Below are 19,935 nucleotides of genomic sequence, written 5' to 3' on the forward strand. Positions count from 1 at the left end.
TCAGTCTTTGAGAATGTCGCGATCCTTGGTTTCCGGCAGGAAGAACGTGCCGAGTATCGCCGTCATCACCGCAATCACGATCGGGTACCACAAGCCGTAGTAAATATCCCCGGTGGCCGCGACCATCGCGAACGCCACGGTCGGCAGGAAGCCGCCAAACCAGCCGTTGCCGATGTGATAGGGCAGTGACATGGAGGTGTAGCGGATGCGGGTCGGGAACAGTTCGACCAGCCATGCCGCGATTGGCCCATAAACCATCGTCACGTAGATCACCAGAATGGTCAGCAGGAGCAGCACCATCGGGTAGTTGGTTTTCGCCGGATCGGCTTTTTCCGGGTAACCGGCGTCCTTCAGCGCCGTGCCGAGGCTGGCGGTAAAGGCATCGTTGCGGGTCTTGAAGTCGGCGGCCGGCAGGGCGCTGCCCTCGAAACTCTCGATCACTTTGTCGCCAATGCGCACCTGCCCCACGGTGCCGGGTTCGGCCTCGATGTTTTCATAAGGGATCGCCCGTTTCGCCAGTAACGTTTTCGCGAGGTCACAGGAACTGGTGAATTTGGCCTTGCCCACCGGATCGAACTGGAACGAACACTGATCGGAATTGGCGATCACCTTGACCGGGTTTTTCTCCTGGGCGATGAACACGTCGGGGTTCCCGTACTGGGTCAGCGCATGGAAGATCGGAAAGTACGTCAGCGCGGCCAGAATGCAGCCGACCATGATGATCGGTTTGCGCCCGATACGGTCGGACAGGCTGCCGAAGATCACGAAGAACGGTGTGCCGATCAGCAGTGAGCCGGCGATCAGCAGGTTGGCGGTTTGCGGGTCGATCTTCAGCGTCTGCAGGAGGAAGAACAGCGCGTAGAACTGCCCGGTGTACCAGACCACGGCTTGGCCGGCCGTGCCGCCGAGCAACGACATGATCACCACTTTGAGGTTGTCCCAGCGGGCGAACGACTCGGTCAGCGGCGCCTTGGACGCCTTGCCTTCGGCCTTCATTTTCTGGAACACCGGCGACTCGCTCAGTTGCAGGCGGATATACACCGAGACGATCAACAGCAGGATCGACAGCAGAAACGGAATCCGCCAGCCCCAGGCTTCGAACGCTTCGGTACCCAGCGCGGTGCGGCAGGCCAGGATCACCAGCAGCGAGAGAAACAGGCCGAGGGTCGCGGTAGTTTGAATCCATGAAGTGAAGAAACCGCGTCTGCCCGGTGGCGCATGTTCAGCGACGTAAGTGGCCGCGCCGCCGTACTCACCGCCCAGCGCCAGGCCTTGCAGCAATCGCAGAGTGATGAGGATCACGGGCGCGGCGACACCGATGGTCGCGTAGCCCGGTAGCAAACCAACGATAGCCGTAGAGACACCCATGATGACGATGGTGATCAGGAACGTGTGTTTGCGCCCGATCATGTCGCCGAGCCGACCAAACACGATCGCGCCAAACGGCCGCACGGCGAATCCGGCGGCGAAGGCGAGCAGGGCAAAGATAAACGCCGTGGTCTCGTTGACGCCGGCGAAGAAGTGTTTGGCGATGATCGCCGCGAGTGAGCCGTAGAGGTAAAAGTCGTACCACTCGAACACCGTGCCAAGGGACGAGGCAAAGATGACCTTGCGCTCCTCCTTGGTGATTCCGCCGCTGCGGGGTGGACTGCCTGTGGATGCTGTGTCGATTGTGGCCATAGGTGTTCTCCGTCGTGCTTATTGTTGTAGGCCGGAGTTCCACATATCGCTTACTGCACTCTGGCCTTGTGGCATCTGTCGCCATTGCTGTCGCGTAAAGCGTGCACAGTCTGACCGCCGCGCATTGCTGCGCGGTTTCCTGAAGCATAATCAGCTTTTACTAGATATCCACTCGCCATCATCTGCTTTTACGCTTTTACCCAGCGCTGGCGGCTCCACGCACTGAACCAGTCCACCGCAAACACCAGCGCCAGCATCGCCAGAATCACCGTGCTGGCCTGCGCTTCCTGAAACAGGCTCAGGCTCACATACAACATCTGCCCCAAACCGCCCGCGCCGACGAAGCCCAGCACGCTGGCCATGCGGATATTGTTTTCCCAGCGATACAGCATATAGGCGAGCAGTTGCGGGGCGAGGTTGGGCAGGGTGCCGTAGCAGAAGGCGAGGATCGGGTTGCCGCCCTGCAAGCGGATCGCTTCGGCGGGCTGCGGCGGGGTGTTTTCCAGTGCTTCGGCGAACAATCGGCCCAGCACGCCGGTGGTGTGCAGGGCGAGGGCGAGGGTGCCGGCGTTCGGGCCGAGGCCGGCGGCGAGCACCATCAGCGCGGCCCAGACCAATTCCGGAATCGCCCGCAGGCCGTTAAGCAGCAGGCGCGAGGCACTTTGCAGCGGCCAGCCGAAACGCCCGGCGGCGGGCAGGGCGAGAACGATGCCAAACACAGCCGCGAGCAGGGTGCCGAGGGCCGACATGGCCAGGGTTTCCATCGAACCGTGGAAGATCGCCTTCAGGTAACCGGCGCTCAGATCCGGGCTGAGAAAGCGCTGCACATATGCGCCCATCTGCTTGAGGCTGGTGGCACTGCCAAGTTCGCCAAGATCAAGGCTCAGATAAGCAAACGAAGCGAAAACCGCTACGCCGATACCAGCGATCATCAACAGATTGATCAGGCGATTCACGTCAGCCTCCAGCGCAGCAAGCGGCTGAGTTGATCGGCCGCCAGCACCAGCAGCAGGAAGGTCAACAGAATGCTCGCGACTTCACCGCCGGCGAACATGCGGATCGACAGGTCGATCTGCTGGCCCAGGCCGCCGGCACCGACAAACCCCATCACTACCGAAGCACGGATTGCACACTCCCAGCGATAGACCGTGTACGACAGCAGTTCGGCACCGACATTAGGCAGAATGCCGTAAGCAAAACTCGCCAGCCGGCCGCTGCCCGATTGCAACAAGGCATGGGCCGGACGTTGGTCGGTGGATTCGAAAATTTCTGCGTAGACCTTGCCGAGCATGCCGCTGTAGGTGATGGCGATTGCCAGCACACCCGCTGCCGGCCCGAGGCCGACCGCGCGCACAAACAGCAATGCCCAGACGATCTCCGGCACGCTGCGCAGGAAGATCAACACACCGCGAACCGGCCAGCGCAGCAACCGGCCCCAACGGCTTGGCACGCCACCCCGTGAGGCCGCAGACAGCGACAAGGCGCGACTGGCGAGCAGGCTGGCGGGGACGGCCAACAGCAGCGCCAACGCCATGCCGGCGGTGGCAATCGCCAGAGTTTGCAAGGTGGCTTTGAACAACAACTGCAAAAACGCTTCATCGTGTGCCGGCGGCCAGAACTGCGCCACAAACCGGCCCATTTCATTCTGGCTGTCGGGCAGCAGCACGCCGAGGTTCAGTTCACTGATCTGGATCCCCGGCCACAAAAAGGCAATCGCCACGATTGTCAGCAGCAGTCGCGGCCACGCAGCGGGGTCGCGTGAATCGGCGTTCAGCATCGTGGAATCTGCACAGTCAAAGGCGCTACCGCAGCGGTCGGCGATTGCAGTTGTTCGTTGGCGTACAGCGCGTCGAGCATCTCGTGGCTGACTTGATCGGAAGGGCTGTCGAACAGAATCTGCCCGTCACGCAGACCGATGATGCGTGGGAAGTGCGACAGCGCCAGATCCACCGCATGCAGGCTCGCCACCAACGTGACGTTGTGTTCGCGAGCGTGGCGCGACAGGATCGACAGCGTGTGACCGGCCATGACCGGGTCCATCGCCGAAACCGGTTCGTCGGCCAGCAGAATCTCCGGCGCCTGATACAGCACCCGGGCAATGCCGACACGCTGCAATTGGCCGCCGGACAATTGCTGGCAATGGGCGAACAGCTTGTCGGCAAGATCCAGGCGCGCCAACGCCGCGCGAGCGCCGGGCACGTCCAGCGGATGCAACAGATTCAGCAGGCTTTTGCCCAGACTCCATTGGCCGAGTTTGCCGGCCAACACCGCCGTGACCACGCGCTGACGCGGTGGCAGGGGCGGCGCCTGATGCACCAGGCCGATTCGCGCGCGCAGACGCTGTCGCTGCCGGGCGGACAAGTGCCAGGTACGCTCGCCGAGCACTTCAATGTCACCGCTGCTGGGCCGTAACGCGGTGGCCAGCAGGTTGAGCAAACTCGATTTTCCAGCCCCGGACGGGCCGATGATGGCGACCTGTTCGCCGACGCCGATCTGCAAGTCGACGCCGCGCAGGGCGTCGACTCCATTGGCGTGGCGCAGGCTGCCTTGGGTGAGGCGTAAGGTCATTTCAGCAGTTCGGCAGCGCGGGCGGCTTCCTCGATGCCCTTGTAGTTTTCAGGCTTGGTATCGATGAAACGGCTGGCTGCCTGCAAGTCGAGAATCTTCTTCTGCTCAGGGTTGGCCGGGTCGAGATCAAGGAAGGCTTTTTTGATCTTCGCCGCCAATGCCGGATCGAGCGTGCCACGCACCGTCCAGTTGTAATCGAAGTAGGTCGGGGTGGTGGCGAAGACTTTCACTTTAGTGGTGTCGACCTTGCCGGCATCTACCAGTTTCTGCCAGACACTGGCGTTCAACACACCAGCATCGACCTTGCCGGCCTGCACCCAGGCGACGGTAGCGTCATGAGCGCCGGAATAAGCGACACGACTGAAATACGCTTCAGGCTTGATGTTGTCATTTTTCAGCATGAAGTAACGCGGCATCAAACTGCCGGAGGTGGACGATACCGAACCGAAGGCGAAGGTCTTGCCTTTGAGGTCGGCCAGGCTCTTGACGTTCGGGTCGGCGGTGATGAATTTACTGGTGAACTGCGCGTCCTGCTCACGTTGCACCAGCGGAATCACCGGGGTGGTGGCGTCGGTCTTTAAACGCGCCTGAACAAAGGTGAAACCGCCCAGCCAGGCCATGTCGAGACGGTCGGTGGCCAGCGCTTCAACCACCGCCGGGTAGTCGGCTACCGGAACGAACTGCACCTTCATGCCCAATTGCTGTTCCAGATACGCACCCAGTGGCTCGAACTTGCGCAGCAACTCGGTCGGGGCTTCATCGGGAATGGCGCTGACCCGCAATACATCAGCGGCTTGCGACACCAGCGCAGAAAAGGACAGGGCCAGACCGGCTGTCAGTGCCAGGGTTCGTTTGAGCATGGGAATCTCCGTTTCGTGAGCGTCAAAATGGCTGAAGAGGCGGCGTGAGGCGCGAACTCAGGGTAGACGAATCGGCGAGGTTATACTCATTGAACGAGGCAAAGGCTACCCCTCAGGCCCTCGGCAGATACAAGTCGCGGTCGAAACTCTGGAAAAACTAACTGTCGGAAGCTCGCCAGTGGGCGCTGACGCCTCAATGAACGGGCAGGCTCATTTCTGAGAGCGGTGCCATGACGCTTACCGTCGCCTGGGGTGCAGCCGCTTTTACAACCGCGATCAGCCTTTTGAAATCCAAAAAAGGAATGCTGGTCGGGGCGTTGATATCGCCACCGAAAAAGTTCTCCCAATGCCCCACCAGCACTCTCTTTGGTTTTGTGACTTGAAGTAACTTTTTCGGATAGTCGCGTACTTGATTCCAATTGCCGGCGCACAGTATCTCCAGGTCTATCGCTTTGCCGTCCTCCAGTACAGGTGGAAATCCGTAAGGTGGCGTGGCGGCCGAATCCTGATAGTGAATCCTGTATACAGGCCTTTGGTTTTCATCCAGTAAATCCACCAGCCAAGCGATTGGCTGGCCGGCTTTCCAGGTCCAGGCAGACCGGGGCAGGCGTTGCAAATCTCGCCGATAGCCATCTTCCGGGACTAAGTGGAATCCAAGTAAATGCGGAGCGTGCTGGCTTTTCAAAGGCATGGCGCGCATACGTCCCCCGCGAGAGGAAATCCATTGGCCCGGAGTGGAAAATGCAGGGCCGAGCATCGGCTGCACATCAACGACTCTTTCATCCGGGAGTTCCGCGGTGAGGATATGTTTTACATTTGCGGAACCATAGATGGTCGTTTCCTTAGCCTGGTGCCTGGCGATATAAGCAACATCCAACAGGTGGTCGTAATGGCCATGTCCTACCAGCATCATGGTCGCCTGCGGAGCGACAGGCATCGATTGATCGATCTTTGCTACATCAGGGGTGGTGTTGAACGGTAGTTTGTAGATCGATGTCCGGGAGAAAAAAGGCGCAAAAACAAGTTGTTCTTTTTCCCAGGTGATCAGCCAGCCACCGACACCCAGGAACTGGATTTTCGGACTTTCAGCACGAGGCTGATTCCATACGGCAATGCCTTGTTCCTGTGGGGTATGAGTGCATCCGACCAGCAGGAAAAAAAACACTGCGAGCCACTTCATTTCAGATGGCCTCGTCCAGTTGTCCAGACATTTTTTTCAAGAAGAGCCTTACTGCCGATCGGTCGATCTCGCTGTCCTTGACGCCACAGATTTCCTCATTCTTTTCCCAGTCGTAACTGACGTTACCTTGCTTGACGATGATCGTGACTTTTTTATCTCCATCACTTCCCAGTTCGGCTTGCTTCGAAATCTCCTTTTTAAAGCGCACAAGTGCATCTTTGTCTGCAGGAAATGTCGTTTGACCTTGTGATAGCGCATCAAAAAGTTCGGTGACGAATTCGAGGTATCGAACATGATTATTCGCTAGAAATATCGCGTCAGGACTGTTGCCGAAAAGCGTCGGGATAGTGTGGCCAATTAGCTGACCATAAGCTTCTGGAGGTTCACCGTGGACATGGGCGTAACTGTCGCCAAAAGCGTGGATCAGAAAACCTGTCTGCCAGGATTGCGCTCCGGATCCCGGTTGTATCGATTCGATGATCAGTGCTTTCAGACGTTTTCTGCGCTCGTAAACCGCTTGCGCATCGCCGCCATGCAAGGAGTGAAGGCTACTGGTGATTTCGTGTCGATAGTCCCACATCGTTGGAAACGAGGCATACAGTGAAACCCAGATTGCATTGAGGGTCGTGATTTCGTCGGGTGTCTGGGTATAACAGGAAAAATCCTGAACGCTTTCTTTATCGTACCCTGCGAGGTAGGCGATGTATCCGGCGGTATAGAAGTGCCCATCCCTCTCATAAAGTATAGAAGCGTTGCCATCCATCTGTTTGATCAGGCTATTGGGCTGCGCTACATATTTCTTGATTTCCAATTGGTGAACATGCTGCGAAGTGCAGCCTGATTGAAACGACGCCAAGGCGACGAATGTACTTATCAGGCCGATCCGTCGGAGCACCATGTGATCTTCCTTGCGAGCAGGCGGGTTGTTGGCGGCTAACAACTGATATAGACCATCAACGGAGTGGGGTCAAAGTGCTCTGCGGGATGGTTTTTTCTGATATTAAAAGTCCGCCGAGCTACGCCTGCTCTGCACGTCAACGGAACGCGACCCAGCCCTTGAACATAAAAACGCCATAAAACAACGCAATGACTTCAACTAACGGGGTCGGCCGTGTGCGGGTTTCCTGGTTGATCAGATCGCTTCATGCAGTTTGGCGATCACCTTGATCTCGAAATCAAAGCCATACAGCCACGTTACACCAATAGCGGTGGCGGTTGGGTGGGGCGCCTCACCCCAGAATTCCGTCAGCACTAGATTCCAGATCGTTTCGAACTTCGACTGCGGATCAACAATGAACACGGTGACGTCGACCACGTCGTCGAACGTGCAACCGGCTTCATTGAGGATCGCATTCAAATTGGTGAAAGCCTGACGCACCTGGTTCTTCAGGTCCGGCTCGGGCGAGCCGTCCTCGGTGCTACCGACTTGTCCCGAGACAAACAGAAAACCGTTGGAACGCACGGCAGGGGAGTATTGATGACGTTCGTAAAGGGCCTGGCGTCCAGGTGGAAAAACAACATCGCGCTGAGTCATGGGGTGTCTCCATCAGTGAGTTGATGGAGCAACATTAGGGGTTTGCAGTGGGGCGATAAACGCGCAATCTTGGCGCTCACTGTTTGCAATATACAAACAATCAGAGGGCGAAAAGTGGACCGTTTTGATGCAATGCAGGCCTTCGCCCGGGTGGTCGAGGCGGGGAGTTTCACCAAAGCCGCTGAAACCCTGCACATGAGCAAGACCACCGTGACCCAGCTCGTCCAGCAATTGGAAGCCAGGTTGCGGGTCAGATTGCTCAACCGCACCACACGCAAGGTCAACGTCACGGCGGACGGCGCGCTGTATTACGAGCGAGTGATCAAGCTGCTGGCCGACATGGAGGATGCCGAAACCAGCCTGTCCGGCGCCGCCGCTTTGCCCAGTGGCCGGTTACGCGTGGATGTGCCCAGTCCTCTGGCGCGCCATATTCTTGTGCCGGCATTGCCCGGGTTTCACGCGCGCTACCCGGACATCCAGATCGACATGGGCGTCAGTGATCGTATCGTCGACATCATCGATGAGAACGTCGATTGCGTGGTGCGCGGAGGTGAACTGCTGGATCAGTCATTGATGGCTCGCAAAGTCGCGGATCTTCCACTGGGTGTGTTTGCCGCGCCTGACTACCTGGCGCGTGCAGGCACACCGCTGCATCCACAGGAGCTGGAAGATTCACATCACCGCGTCGTTGCTTTCTTGTGGGCGCGCACCGGCAAACCCGTGCCGTATGCCTTGCATAACGAGCGTGAACGTTTGCAAATCAAGGGGCGTCATGTGCTGGCCGTCGACGACGGTAATGCCTATCTCGCAGCAGGCTTGGCCGGAATGGGAGTGTTATGGCTGCCCAAATACATGTCCGATGCGCACGTGGCTCAGGGCGAGTTGGTGCCCTTGTTCGAAGACTGGCAACTGGAACCGATGCCGCTCTACGTGGCGTATCCGCCGAACCGTCATGTCAGCCGGAAGTTGCGGGTTTTTATTGATTGGATTGTGGAGTTGATGGCGTAGCGGATCTGGTGCAAGCAGACACCTGCCGCAGGCGCGATTGACTCTTCGGCGCTTCAGGCCAACTATCGGAGAATAACAACATGACCGATGGACCAGACCTTGATCGAACGACGCCAATTCAGCGGGGGCATGAAGGGCAAAAACCTCCGCTATCTGAATGAGCAATCGGCTGACACCCGCTTGACCCGCACCGGTTTTCTGCTGCTCGAACACTTTTCACTGCCGGCCTTTACCCAGGCGCTGGACACGATCATCACCAGCAACCTGCTCCGTCCGGGCCTGTTCTCTTCGCGCACGCTGGCATTGAGTGACGGCGAGGTGGTCAGTGATCTGGGGCTGGTCATTCGCCCGGATGCGCGGATTGATCTGGCGGCGCTTCAGGAGCTGGATCTGCTGGTGGTGTGCGGTGGTTATCGAACCGAGTTGAAAGCGACGGATGAGTTGATCCATCTGTTGCGTGCAGCGGCGGAGCGGGGCGTCAGTCTTGCCGGGCTGTGGAATGGTGCGTGGTTTCTCGGGCGCGCCGGATTGCTTGACGGTTACCGCTGCGCGATCCACCCGGAGCATCGTCCGGCGCTCACCGAAATCGCCAAGTCCACCCACGTCAGCAGCGAGCCTTACGTGATCGATCGCGACCGGCTCACGGCGTCCAGCCCGTCGGGAGCTTTCCACATGGCGCTGGACTGGATCAAAGGCCTGCACGGCAAGGCGCTGGTGGAGGGCGTCGAAGACATTCTGGCGTTCGAAGAGTCGCGGTATCGGCGGATCAAACCGGATGAAAACATCTGTGTCAGCGCGCCGTTGCGTGAAGTCGTGAAGCTGATGGACGCCAACCTTGAAGAACCGCTGGAGCTGGAGCAACTGGCGGTCTACGCCGGTCGGTCCCGCCGCCAGTTAGAGCGCCTGTTCAAGGAACAACTGGGCACCACGCCGCAGCGCTATTACCTGGAATTGCGCATCACCGAAGCGCGACGGTTGTTGCAACACACCGAGTTGTCGCAAGTGGAAGTGCTGGTGGCGTGCGGGTTCGTTTCGCCGAGCCACTTCAGCAAGTGCTACAGCTCGTATTTTGGCTATCGCCCGTCGAAAGAGAAACGGTTGGTCAAATAGCCCACGCCCGGTATCCAAGGCTGCGATCTTTTGATGTGAGGGGGCCTGAAATCGACCCGCAAAGGGAACAAAGGATTCACGACCTCCGAGGTGCTTAAACACCACTTCGCACGCACGTTTAACTTACACCACCTGTTACGCCATAACGGCTACAACACCTTGCGCCGTTACCTACGCGTACGCCAGAATCCGCCGGCTTACGCGCTATGAGGCGGGCTGTATCGTTTCCCTGTCACTGCAAAACAGTGATCGGGTTTGGTAGCCCGTTTTCTAAGCGTGATGGCAACGCCTATGCAGTCCTTTCCCTGGACTCAGCTTTATATGGCGGCCACGCGTGGGGCTCTTTCGGGAGCGCCGGGGTTTTTCTCCGCTTAGACCGGTCTACCAACCTGCGTTTGGCCGCCACCCTCGTTTGGTAGCGAGAGTGATGGCTCCTCATTTTTATCTAGTGGAGAATCATCTATGTTCAAAATCACGCCAAACCCACCAGAAACCGATCCGGATTGCCTGCTGCCGGCGGCCGTGATCATGGCCACACCCTATACGCCCAGCACTCTATTTACGGTCCACCCGCAATCCGACACCGAATCCTTGCTGACCAATGCCAGCGGTTCCTTGGCGTCCGCCGCGGTCATGCTCGGTAATTTTGCAGGTGTGCTGGAGGGGTCGAACCGCAATACCCTGCTGGGCATTGCACAAGTGGTCATGTTGGGGGAGTTGGCGGTGAACAAGGCGTTGGATAACGTTGTGCCAATCGACTAACCACTCACGTTAATTATCAAGCAGTCAGCCTTTGCGGCTGACTGCTTTTTTGTTTGCGCCAGGATAAGACGCTTTTACAGGTGATCCGCATCAATCACAGCCTTGGCAAACGACTGCGGATCTTCCTGCGGCAAGTTGTGGCCAATACCGCCATTGATCAAACGGAACTGATATTTACCGGTGAAGCGCTTGGCGTAATCCTCAGGCGCCGGGTGCGGTGCGCCGTTGGCGTCGCCTTCCAGCGTGATGGTCGGCACGCTGATCGACGGTGCGGTGGCCAGTTTTTGCTCCAGCGCTGCGTATTTCGCTTCGCCCTGCACCAGGCCCAGACGCCAGCGGTAGTTGAACACGGTGATGTCGACGTGATCCGGGTTCTCCAGGGCTTTGGCTGAGCGGTCGAACGTGGCGTCATCAAACTTCCACTGCGGTGACGCCAGTTGCCAGATCAGCTTGGCGAAGTCGTGGGTGTTTTTCGCGTAGCCGGCGCGACCCCGGTCAGTGGCGAAGTAGAACTGATACCACCACTGCAATTCCGCCTTGGGCGGCAGCGGATTCTGGCCGGCGGCCTGATTGCCGATCAGGTAGCCGCTGACCGCCACCAGTGCCTTGACCCGTTCCGGCCACAGCGCGGAGACGATGCCCGCCGAGCGTGCGCCCCAGTCATAGCCGCCGAGCACCGCTTGCTTGATCTTCAAGGCATCCATGAAGTCGATGACATCACTGGCCAGCGCTGCCGGTTGGCCATTGCGCAGGGTGTCCTTGGAGAGGAACTGTGTATCGCCATAACCGCGTGCATAGGGCATCAATACCCGATAGCCCTTGGCCGCCAGCAAAGGCGCGACTTCATCGTAGCTGTGAATGTCGTAAGGCCAGCCGTGCAGCAGGATCACCACCGGGCCATTGGCCGGGCCGGTTTCGGCGTAGGCGACGTCCAGCACGCCGGCCTTCACATGTTTCAACGGGCCGAAGGGCGAGGGTGCGGAATAGCTTACTGCTGCAGGTTCAGAGGTTTGCGCCTGAGCTGTGCTGAAGGCGCCAAACAAGGAGAAAGCGAGAATCGACAAGCCGAGCGCGGTGCCGGTTTTGCGGGTGTGCAGTGCCATCTTCATGGTGACGTCTCCTGTGCGAGCCTTTGGCCAAGGGTTCTGTATGAATCCTTCAAACCTTCAGTGCATTTAAGCGTAGGGACGTATCTGGCCTGTGTCGAAGTGGGGCGTTGTTGAAAGGCGCTGTATCGCGGCGGGGTTCGTACACAGTGTGATACACCGCGCTAAACCCACTGATCACTGGCCCGAATTCGGCCAAAATAATAAGTCGCTGTTTTAAAACAAAAAATATTTCACTTCGCGCTTCACAAACGTAACGAATGTTGTTAAATTGCGCCCCGTTCTCGCAGCGATCCTCACGGAGCCGCTGACAAGAGCTGTAGGGGCGTCGCCAAGCGGTAAGGCAGCAGGTTTTGATCCTGCCATGCGTTGGTTCGAATCCAGCCGCCCCTGCCATCTATTGAAAAACGCCAACTTCGCAAGAAGTTGGCGTTTTTTTATGCCTGCGATTTGGCCCGGTAGAGCAGGGCGGGCGAGTACAGCGCCGAAGCACCGCACTCGCCAACCACTCAGTGCGGTGCGCGGGGGATGGTTTTCATCAGGTCTTCTGGGCTGATGTGGCCGACCACGCTGCCCGGTTGCGGCAGGTTGAGGATGTGGCCCTTCATCTTGCCAATGATGTGCATCTCGCACGGCTTGCAGTCGAACTTCAGCGTCAGCACTTCATCGCCGTGGATCAACTGCATCGGCGCGACTTTGGTGCGCACGCCGGTCACGCCTTTGGCCTGTTTCGGGCAAAGGTTGAAGGAGAAACGCAGGCAGTGTTTGGTAATCATCACCGGCACTTCGCCTGGTTCTTCGTGCGCTTCGTACGCGGCGTCGATCAGCTTCACGCCGTGACGATGATAGAAGTCGCGCGCCTTCTGGTTGTAGACGTTGGCCAGGAAGGTAAGGTGCGAATCCGGGTACACCGGCGGCGGGCTGGTTTCAGCTTTACGGCTACCACGCGGGTGAGCGGCGATGCGTGCGGCAGTCAGCGCTTCGATCACTTCACGGCGCAGGGCTTTGAGCTGCGAGTTAGGAATGAAGAAGGCCTGTGGCGCATCCAGTTTGATGTCGGTGGCGTGGTACTGCGTGGTGCCCAGCTGGCCGAGCAGATCGCGCAGTTGCTCCAGCGCCTGCTCAGGCTTGTTGGCGACGCCGAACGGGCCGTTCAGGGTGACGCTGGCGCTGATGCCTTCTTCGCTGGTGGCGGTGATTTCAAGCTGCTCTTCACGCAAGCGTGCAAACCAGCTCAGCGCCACGCGGCGTTCGGAAGAAGTCTTTTGCAGTGCCTGCTGCCAGTTGTGATCGAGGTTGCGATTCAACGGGTGATTCGGACGCAGCTTGAACAGGCCTTCCGGCATCTCGTTCGGCTCGACGCGATAGCGGTAGCGCTTCTCGCCGTCTTCATCGAACTCGCCTTTGGCTTCGGCGATGTTGGCGCGGAAACCGACCACTTCACGCTTGACCAGCACGTTCAAGCCATCGCCGTTGGACAGCGGCTCGTGGGTCACGACCTGCATGTCACGCTTGCCGACTTTCTCGACCGTGCCCACCGGCAAACCGGTGAAGGTCGGCGAATCGAAGGCGCCGATGTCGATTTTGCGATCGGTGACGAAGTAATCGGTGCTACCACGATGGAAAGTCTTTTCCGGATCGGGCAGGAAGAAGTGCGCGGTACGGCCGCTGGAAGCGCGGGCCAGGTCCGGACGATCTTCGAGTACGTCGTCGAGGCGCTGGCGGTAATAGGCCGTGATGTTCTTCACGTAGCCCATGTCTTTGTAGCGACCTTCGATCTTGAACGAACGCACACCGGCTTCAACCAGGGCGCGGATGTTGGCGCTCTGGTTGTTGTCTTTCATCGACAGCAGGTGTTTTTCGTAGGCGATCACGCCACCCTTTTCATCTTTGAGGGTGTACGGCAAACGGCAGGCCTGCGAGCAGTCGCCACGGTTGGCGCTGCGGCCGGTTTGCGCGTGGGAAATGTTGCACTGGCCGGAGAAGGCCACGCACAAGGCACCATGGATAAAGAATTCGATGGCGGCGTCGGTTTCGTCGGCGATCGCGCGGATTTCTTGCAGATTCAGCTCGCGAGCCAGTACCAGTTGCGAAAAACCGGCCTGATCGAGGAACTTCGCTCGCTCAAGGGTGCGGATATCGGTCTGGGTCGAGGCGTGCAGTTCGATGGGTGGAATGTCCAGTTCCATCACGCCCAGATCCTGGACGATCAGCGCATCGACGCCCGCGTCGTACAACTGATGGATCAGCTTGCGCGCCGGCTCCAGTTCGTTGTCGTGCAGGATGGTGTTGATGGTGGTGAAGATCCGCGCGTGATACTTGCGGGCGAACTCCACCAGTTCGGCGATTTCGCTCACTTCGTTGCAGGCGTTGTGGCGCGCGCCGAAGCTCGGGCCGCCAATGTACACGGCGTCGGCGCCGTGCAGGATCGCCTCACGGGCGATGGCGACATCGCGGGCAGGGCTGAGCAATTCCAGATGATGCTTGGGCAAGGACATAGTTTTTTTAGTCAGGCTGTCACGGTTAGGCGCGCATTCTACCCGCGAAACGCGCGCCCGGCACGCCTGTGCTGCCCGATGGCTATTGCAGACCTGGTCTCGCTTTTGTAGGAGCTGCGGCACGCTGCGATCTTTTGATCTTGATTTCAAAGATCAAAAGATCGCAGCCTCGTTCCACTCGACAGCTCCTACAGAGATTTATGTTTTCCGGTCAGGCCTTGGCGGCCATCGCAGTCACTTCCACACGCATGCCTTCGACGGCCAGCGAGGCGACGCCCACCGCTGCACGCACTGGCCACGGCTTGGCGAAGAAACGTTTGTACACTTCGTTGAACGCCGCACGATCAGCCATATCGGTGAGGTAGATAGTCAGGTGCATCACCCGATCCATCGAACTGCCGGCACGTTCCAGTGCGACTTTCAGCGCTTGCAGCGTGCATTCGCTTTGCTCGGTAATACCACCCAGTTCCAGGCTGCCATCGGCACGGGTCGGAATCTGCGTGGACACCATGATGCCGCCGAAAGTCGCAACGTCGGAGGAAATCGAGTCGGCGTCCGGGTCCGGAGTGAAAGTGATGTCTTGGTTGGCCATGCTGATCTCTTGTTTGAGTGAGTAAAGGTTTGCGCCAGTTTACAGATTCACTGACGACATGGCCCGTTCGCGCAAACGGCACGGATCAGACCGGCTGTGTGGCCGCTTCTGCCGCCATCGCCAACCGCACACTTGGCTTGTCGGCGATGCGCTTCATGTAGGCGGCCAGCACCGGCCAGTTCTCAATATCGATGTTGAATGTCGGTAGCCAGGTGAGGACGGTAAACAGGTAGGCGTCGGCCACGCCGAAGGTACTCATCAGATAGTCCTGCGTTGCGAGCATCTGGCTCAGTAACTCCAAACGCGAAAACAGTTTGTGTTTGAAGAGCGACTTGATCGATTCCGGGATCTGACTGTTAAACAGTGGCGCGCTGCCGCCATGAATTTCGCTGCTGATGAAGTTCAGATGTTCCTGCAAACGCGAACGCTCCCACGTGCCATTGGCCGGCGCCAGCGCACTACCGGGAACTTGGTCGACAAGGAACTGCAGGATCGCCGGCCCCTCCGTCAGCACCTCGCCGTTATCCAGTACCAACGCTGCCACATACCCCTTGGGATTGATCTCACGAAAATCACGCCCGTCGGCGGTGCGTTTGGTCTGGTTGTTGACGCGAATCAGCTCGAACGGCAGCCCCAGTTCCCGGAGCACAATGTGCGGTGACAGAGAACAGGTCATCGGTGCGAAATACAGTTTCATGGCAGTTCCTTGTGGAGAAAGGACGCCAGAATCCAATGTCACTGAGCGTTTCGCAAAGGTCATTTCGAGTGTTAGCGTATGACAAAATCTCATGAGTATTGAACGTCATATGGTCGCCAGATTGCCCTCCTTGAATGGTTTGAGAGCCTTCGAGTCCGCTGCTCGGCACATGAGCTTTACCTTGGCTGCGCAGGAGCTGAACGTCACGCAAACCGCGATCAGTCATCAGATACGTCGACTCGAAGATGAGCTTGGCGTGCCTCTGTTTCTGCGGTTGAAGGACGGTTTGGCGCTCACGGCAGACGGGCATGTCTTCTTGCCCGGCATCCGTTCGGCGTTTCACGAATTGCGCTATTCAACGGAGCAATTGCTGGTGTCGCGCAACAACAGCGTGCTGACCATCAGCACCTTGGTGTCGGTGGCATCCAAGTGGTTGCTGCCGCGCCTGCCTTCATTTCAGCAGGCATTTCCTGAGATTGAAGTACGAGTCAGCGCTTCTACCGATCTGGTGGATTTTCGCAAGGGTGGCATTGATGCCGCGATTCGCTATGGCCGAGGTGACTGGAAGGGCCTGCGTGCCGATTTTTTGATGTCCGATGAGATTTTTCCCGTGTGCAGCCCCGCGTTACTCGGTGGGACAAAGGCCTTGAATGCGCCTGCTGATTTGGCCCATCACACGATGCTGCAAGTTAGCGGTATGACCGGCGGAGACTGGAGCGTCTGGCTCAGCGCAGCGGGCCAGCCAGCGCAACTGGCCCAAGGACCACGGTTGACCTTCGATCTGGCAATGATGGCCGTACAGGCCGCCGTTGACGGGCAGGGGGTTTGCATCGGGCGCTCGACCTATGTCGACGACGACCTGCGGGCCGGGCGACTGGTGGCGCCTTTTGCTCTGCGTTTGAAGGATGATCTGGGTTTCTATCTGGTGACACCTCATGAAACCGCCGACTCTAAAAAGATCGTCGCCTTGCGGACATGGTTGCTGGCGCAGCAGCAGAACAGCGAAAGGTTTGTATAAGCGTGTATCAATCACGCCCGTGTACACACGCCAATAACAAACACCGGGTTTAAGACACATCAGCCATACATGCCCCGCGCAAAGTAGCGGTCACCACACCACTACGTACAAGAGGGCAACACCATGCGCCGTCCACTGTTTCTGGCTACCGCTGTAATACTCACTTCGATGACCGCGATCGCACACGCCGCTGACACGCAACCCAAGAGCTGGCAACAAGGCCTGAGCCGCACGGATCTGGTTCGTCAGGATCTGGGCGCTGCCGACCGTGAGGTGATTCAGGCACGGGTCGATTTCGAACCCGGCGTGACCTCGCCCAAGCATGCGCATCCGGGCGTGGAAGTCGCTTACGTGATCAGCGGGACATTTGAATATCAACTTGAGGGCAGGGCGGCAGTGATACTGAAGGCCGGGGATTCGCTGTTTATTCCGGCGGGTGTTGCGCATGTCGCCAGCAACGTCGGCAAAGAGAAGGCTTCTGAACTGGCGACTTACATTGTGAAGAAGGGCGAGCCGCTGCTGATTCTCAAACCGTAGGCTAATGAAGCGTCACAATCCTGCGACTCTCGCCAATTCTGATCCGGTCGAGCGCCCGGTTTAATGCATCAAGCGCGTCGAGAAGCGCCTTGGCCTCGGCTTCTCGACCATCACCCCACAGGCGTTCGGCCATTTTGTTCAACGCCTGAATGGAGCGCTCGATTTCTGCGGCGGTTGCGGCCTCTTTACTGACCGGCGGTTTCTTGGGCATTGCGTGACTGTCCTGCGAGTTTTTGCGGAGTTGTGCAGTTTTAGCACGATGCCCGGTCGCCGGGAAGTTGAAAGCGAGAGTGCTTGAATGCACTTTTAACTTTTTAAAGTATAGTTTTAACAAAGGTTTACATCGGTCTTTCACTGCGCTCGATATAGTTCGTTGCAACTAGCGCAAGTTGAGAAAGTGCAATGCAGTCGAACAACAATCTGATAGATCCCGAACTTATAAAGATCCGGCGACTGTTCGCAACACCCCTGGCGAGTATTCAGTACCCCGATGCAGAAAGACTAAATGCCGAGTTGAAGTCCATCGTCACCCGTCGTATGGCGCAAGATCGCAGTGGTGCACACCACAGCAATGACGGTGGTTGGCAATCGTCGAGCGATTTCTCCGCATGGGGAGGGGCGGCGTGCATTGCGTTGGTGAGATTCGCCACTGACTTTGCCACTCAACTGACAGCGGTGCACAGCGATCAATACGGCCTGACCGAGCCTGTTTTCGACTGGAAGGTCAACGCCTGGGCCAACGTTAACGAGGCCGGCCACAGCAATGCACTTCATGGCCATCCCGGTGCGTTCTGGTCTGGGGTTTACTGGGTCGACGCCGGCGGCCGGGAGGAAGATCCCGGCGTTGGCGGAGATCTGGAATTCATCGACCCGCGCGGCATGGTTGCATCGACCTACAACCCGGCGCTGCGCATGCGAGTTGAAGATTGCCTTACCGCCGGTTTCAGTATTACTTGTGCCGCCCAAAGTGGAACGTTCCTCATGTTTCCATCGTGGTTGATGCATTCAGTAACGCGTTATGAAGGGGCGAGACCGCGGATTTCCATAGCGTTCAACTTTGGCGCTTGATGACAGCCCGATCTGGTCGAGCAAAACACTTCTAGATGTTTTGGCCTGCAAAGTAGCGACTGGGTGCTGTTGCGGCGCTCAAAGTTGAACGATTACATCAAGGTCATTCATGAGTAGACGCCTTGCAATGGCCCTTTCTGAAAGACGGTATGGATAGGTGCGCAGCAGCGTGGTCTACAGTTTCAGCCATGGAATTGATGACTTCAGCCGGTGAGAAATGCTGAACAAGTATCCGAGTCAAACCAACAGCCGCAGAATGCTGGCAGCGCTTGGCTGTGCCTTTACTGTTTTGGGTATCTTCCTGATTATCTTCGACGCGGTTGGCCAAGGCGTCGTGTTCGCTGTGACGGGCATTATGCTCGACATGCTGTGTTTTTTTGCCAGCGAGAAGGGGTATGAAAGGGCGGAGCGATTTCTTTTCTGGTTTACGTGAGTGCGCGAGCCCCGCTCATCAGGGAGATCTCCTATGCAAAAGCGCAAACTCGGCAACAGCGCTCTCGAAGTCTTGACGCTTGGTCTGGTAGGTGAGGCAGGCACTGGATGGTCAAATCGGCATGGACATAGGAGGCTGACTCATCAGTTGGGTCCGCGAGCGGTCGCCGGAGAGGACTATCACTGAAGCATTTGCTTTCATGGTGATGTCGGAACCCTGGAACGTCGCAGCTATTCAAGAAAACAGGAGATCGTCATGCCCGAACCGTTGACCTCGTCCGACGCGCCTTTTCGAACCTGGTTCGCCCGATTCTCAGGCCCTGGATGGGGCGGACGGGTTTTCTGGGCAGTGCTGATTGGCGTAACTGTTTTGCTGTTGATCAGCGGCTATGGCGCTTTCGTCGGTGCCAACAAACAAAATCTGTATTTTGCCTTCCTCGGTGGAATGTCCGGCTTCGCCGCGACAGCGGCCGGTGCCGTTGCAGCGATTGCGTTGCGCAATATCGCTGCACGTACTCAAGACACCATGCTCGGGTTTGCCGCCGGCATGATGCTCGCCGCCAGTTCTTTTTCGCTGATCCTTCCCGGCATCGAGGCGGCGCAAGCGCTGTGCGGCAATCAACTGCTTGCCGCATGTGTTGTCGTTGCAGGGTTGGCGCTGGGCGTGGGGTTGATGGTTGGCCTGGATCGTTTCGTCCCCCACGAGCACGAAAAAAGTGGCCGTCGCGGGCCTGAATCCAAGCGCATCAATCGGGTCTGGTTGTTCGTTTTGGCGATCACGCTGCACAACCTGCCGGAAGGCATGGCCATCGGTGTGAGTTTCGCCAACGGTGACATGCAGGTGGGCTTGCCTCTGACCACCGCCATTGCCATTCAAGACATCCCCGAAGGTTTGGCTGTCGCGTTGGCGTTACGCGTGACGGGCATTTCCGCACTGCGCGCGGCGCTGATCGCCGTCGGGTCAGGATTGATGGAGCCGATCGGCGCTATTGTCGGCCTGGGTATATCCAGCAGCTTCGCGCTGGGTTATCCCATCGCCCTCGGTCTGGCTGCCGGCGCGATGATTTTCGTGGTGTCCCACGAAGTGATTCCCGAGACCCACCGCAATGGCCACGAAACCCCTGCGACGCTTGGCTTGATGCTTGGATTCGGGGTGATGATGTTTCTCGATACCGCCCTGGGATAGAGCCCGTCGTCAGTCTCGCCAGAGTCGCCGCAAATCTGATGACTGAGGAAATGGGGGCTGATGACGTTGAATGTCGAGATCCAATATCCCGGTTTGATA

General features: G+C 58.0%; 21 protein-coding genes and 1 tRNA gene. 9 read left to right on the forward strand and 13 right to left on the reverse strand.

The genetic code is table 11. The features are described 5' to 3' along the window. The 8 genes from ACA043_RS13295 to ACA043_RS13330 form a co-directional block, all read right to left on the reverse strand. On the reverse strand, positions 1-1,680 hold the full coding sequence (locus ACA043_RS13295) for an MFS transporter (protein WP_497659427.1): 1,680 nt from the start codon (positions 1,678-1,680) through the stop codon (positions 1-3). Positions 1,681-1,868: 188 nt separating this feature from the next. Further along, positions 1,869-2,636, reverse strand: a complete 768-nt coding sequence (gene phnE, locus ACA043_RS13300; RefSeq protein ID WP_497659428.1) for a phosphonate ABC transporter, permease protein PhnE — start codon at positions 2,634-2,636, stop codon at positions 1,869-1,871. Further along, entirely contained in the window at positions 2,633-3,457 is an 825-nt protein-coding gene (locus ACA043_RS13305; protein ID WP_489879759.1) for a PhnE/PtxC family ABC transporter permease, read from the reverse strand. The genes phnE and ACA043_RS13305 overlap by 4 nt, the downstream gene beginning before the upstream one ends. After that, on the reverse strand, positions 3,451-4,248 hold the full coding sequence (locus tag ACA043_RS13310; protein WP_187680385.1) for a phosphonate ABC transporter ATP-binding protein: 798 nt from the start codon (positions 4,246-4,248) through the stop codon (positions 3,451-3,453). Before ACA043_RS13310 ends, ACA043_RS13305 begins: the two co-directional genes overlap by 7 nt. Next, entirely contained in the window at positions 4,245-5,108 is an 864-nt protein-coding gene (locus ACA043_RS13315; RefSeq protein ID WP_401264919.1) for a putative selenate ABC transporter substrate-binding protein, read from the reverse strand. Before ACA043_RS13315 ends, ACA043_RS13310 begins: the two co-directional genes overlap by 4 nt. Before the next feature lie 193 nt (positions 5,109-5,301). After that, positions 5,302-6,288 carry an MBL fold metallo-hydrolase gene (locus ACA043_RS13320; protein ID WP_489879762.1) on the reverse strand — a complete coding sequence of 329 codons (987 nt, stop codon included), beginning with the start codon at positions 6,286-6,288 and terminating at the stop codon, positions 5,302-5,304. Between the two features lies 1 nt (position 6,289). Then, on the reverse strand, positions 6,290-7,228 hold the full coding sequence (locus ACA043_RS13325; RefSeq protein WP_497659429.1) for a hypothetical protein: 939 nt from the start codon (positions 7,226-7,228) through the stop codon (positions 6,290-6,292). Between the two features lie 192 nt (positions 7,229-7,420). Continuing rightward, positions 7,421-7,822, reverse strand: coding sequence for a RidA family protein (locus ACA043_RS13330; RefSeq protein WP_489879764.1), 402 nt, complete (start codon positions 7,820-7,822; stop codon positions 7,421-7,423). Positions 7,823-7,936: 114 nt separating this feature from the next. On the opposite strand from ACA043_RS13330, the gene ACA043_RS13335 reads away from it, so the two are divergent. The 3 genes from ACA043_RS13335 (at position 7,937) to ACA043_RS13345 (ending at position 10,702) form a co-directional block, all read left to right on the forward strand. Continuing rightward, the gene (locus ACA043_RS13335) at positions 7,937-8,830 is read left to right on the forward strand and encodes a LysR family transcriptional regulator (RefSeq protein ID WP_187680388.1); all 894 of its coding nucleotides are present in this window, start codon (positions 7,937-7,939) and stop codon (positions 8,828-8,830) included. 87 nt (positions 8,831-8,917) lie between these two features. Further along, positions 8,918-9,940 carry a GlxA family transcriptional regulator gene (locus ACA043_RS13340; RefSeq protein ID WP_401264922.1) on the forward strand — a complete coding sequence of 341 codons (1,023 nt, stop codon included), beginning with the start codon at positions 8,918-8,920 and terminating at the stop codon, positions 9,938-9,940. Between the two features lie 462 nt (positions 9,941-10,402). Further along, on the forward strand, positions 10,403-10,702 hold the full coding sequence (locus tag ACA043_RS13345; RefSeq protein WP_497659430.1) for a DUF6124 family protein: 300 nt from the start codon (positions 10,403-10,405) through the stop codon (positions 10,700-10,702). A 74-nt stretch (positions 10,703-10,776) separates the two neighbouring features. Here ACA043_RS13345 and ACA043_RS13350 read toward each other — a convergent pair whose 3' ends face one another. After that, the gene (locus ACA043_RS13350) at positions 10,777-11,811 is read right to left on the reverse strand and encodes an alpha/beta fold hydrolase (protein ID WP_497659431.1); all 1,035 of its coding nucleotides are present in this window, start codon (positions 11,809-11,811) and stop codon (positions 10,777-10,779) included. Positions 11,812-12,129: 318 nt separating this feature from the next. Here ACA043_RS13350 and ACA043_RS13355 point away from each other — a divergent pair. Next, a tRNA-Gln gene (locus tag ACA043_RS13355) sits at positions 12,130-12,204 on the forward strand. A gap of 113 nt (positions 12,205-12,317) precedes the next feature. Here ACA043_RS13355 and ACA043_RS13360 read toward each other — a convergent pair. From ACA043_RS13360 to gstA, 3 genes are all read right to left on the reverse strand, one after another. Beyond that, positions 12,318-14,306 (reverse strand): peptidase U32 family protein, encoded by a 1,989-nt coding sequence (locus ACA043_RS13360; RefSeq protein ID WP_497617994.1) that lies wholly within the window; start codon positions 14,304-14,306, stop codon positions 12,318-12,320. Positions 14,307-14,517: 211 nt separating this feature from the next. Then, positions 14,518-14,898: a RidA family protein gene (locus tag ACA043_RS13365; protein ID WP_123464338.1), complete on the reverse strand. Its 381-nt coding sequence runs from the start codon at positions 14,896-14,898 to the stop codon at positions 14,518-14,520. Positions 14,899-14,983: 85 nt separating this feature from the next. After that, the gene (gene gstA / locus ACA043_RS13370) at positions 14,984-15,595 is read right to left on the reverse strand and encodes a glutathione transferase GstA (protein WP_497659432.1); all 612 of its coding nucleotides are present in this window, start codon (positions 15,593-15,595) and stop codon (positions 14,984-14,986) included. 109 nt (positions 15,596-15,704) lie between these two features. On the opposite strand from gstA, the gene ACA043_RS13375 reads away from it, so the two are divergent. After that, on the forward strand, positions 15,705-16,613 hold the full coding sequence (locus ACA043_RS13375; RefSeq protein ID WP_497659642.1) for a transcriptional regulator GcvA: 909 nt from the start codon (positions 15,705-15,707) through the stop codon (positions 16,611-16,613). A gap of 123 nt (positions 16,614-16,736) precedes the next feature. Continuing rightward, positions 16,737-17,150: a cupin domain-containing protein gene (locus tag ACA043_RS13380; RefSeq protein WP_497659433.1), complete on the forward strand. Its 414-nt coding sequence runs from the start codon at positions 16,737-16,739 to the stop codon at positions 17,148-17,150. Position 17,151: 1 nt separating this feature from the next. Here ACA043_RS13380 and ACA043_RS13385 read toward each other — a convergent pair whose 3' ends face one another. Further along, on the reverse strand, positions 17,152-17,361 hold the full coding sequence (locus ACA043_RS13385) for a hypothetical protein (protein ID WP_401264939.1): 210 nt from the start codon (positions 17,359-17,361) through the stop codon (positions 17,152-17,154). Positions 17,362-17,552: 191 nt separating this feature from the next. Between ACA043_RS13385 and ACA043_RS13390 the strand changes: the two genes are divergently transcribed. The 3 genes from ACA043_RS13390 to ACA043_RS13400 all read left to right on the forward strand — a co-directional run bounded on the left by ACA043_RS13390 (position 17,553) and on the right by ACA043_RS13400 (position 19,836). After that, the gene (locus ACA043_RS13390) at positions 17,553-18,218 is read left to right on the forward strand and encodes a TIGR02466 family protein (protein ID WP_497659434.1); all 666 of its coding nucleotides are present in this window, start codon (positions 17,553-17,555) and stop codon (positions 18,216-18,218) included. A 217-nt stretch (positions 18,219-18,435) separates the two neighbouring features. Continuing rightward, entirely contained in the window at positions 18,436-18,651 is a 216-nt protein-coding gene (locus tag ACA043_RS13395; RefSeq protein WP_401264944.1) for a hypothetical protein, read from the forward strand. Between the two features lie 255 nt (positions 18,652-18,906). Next, the gene (locus ACA043_RS13400; RefSeq protein WP_401264947.1) at positions 18,907-19,836 is read left to right on the forward strand and encodes a ZIP family metal transporter; all 930 of its coding nucleotides are present in this window, start codon (positions 18,907-18,909) and stop codon (positions 19,834-19,836) included. Positions 19,837-19,935 lie beyond the last annotated feature (99 nt).

Source organism: Pseudomonas sp. LBUM1648 (genome assembly GCF_059716145.1).